1 rRNA gene is annotated in these 259 nt (G+C 59.8%); it reads right to left on the minus strand.

From position 1 onward, the window contains the following. Nucleotides 1-178: 178 nt before the first annotated feature. Nucleotides 179-259, minus strand: a 16S ribosomal RNA gene (locus AC5RVS_RS17845); the annotation flags it as partial.

A 259-nucleotide genomic window follows, 5' to 3' on the forward strand; every position in this document is an offset into this window, starting at 1 on the left:
TTCCAAACACCCCAAAGGGCACCGTACTGGCATGCGGCCAACCGCGAAAGACACCGAATCCGTTGATATTCCACCCATGAGCACCCGCCGGACAACAGACGTGTCCGCAACGGGCTTGCCCTGCAAACCACCCAACCCGCACTATGACGGGCCGGAACAGCCTGAGGAAGCTCCTTAGAAAGGAGGTGATCCAGCCGCACCTTCCGGTACGGCTACCTTGTTACGACTTAGTCCCAATCGCCGGTCCCACCTTCGACGG

Source organism: Arthrobacter sp. Y3221048, assembly GCF_059092685.1.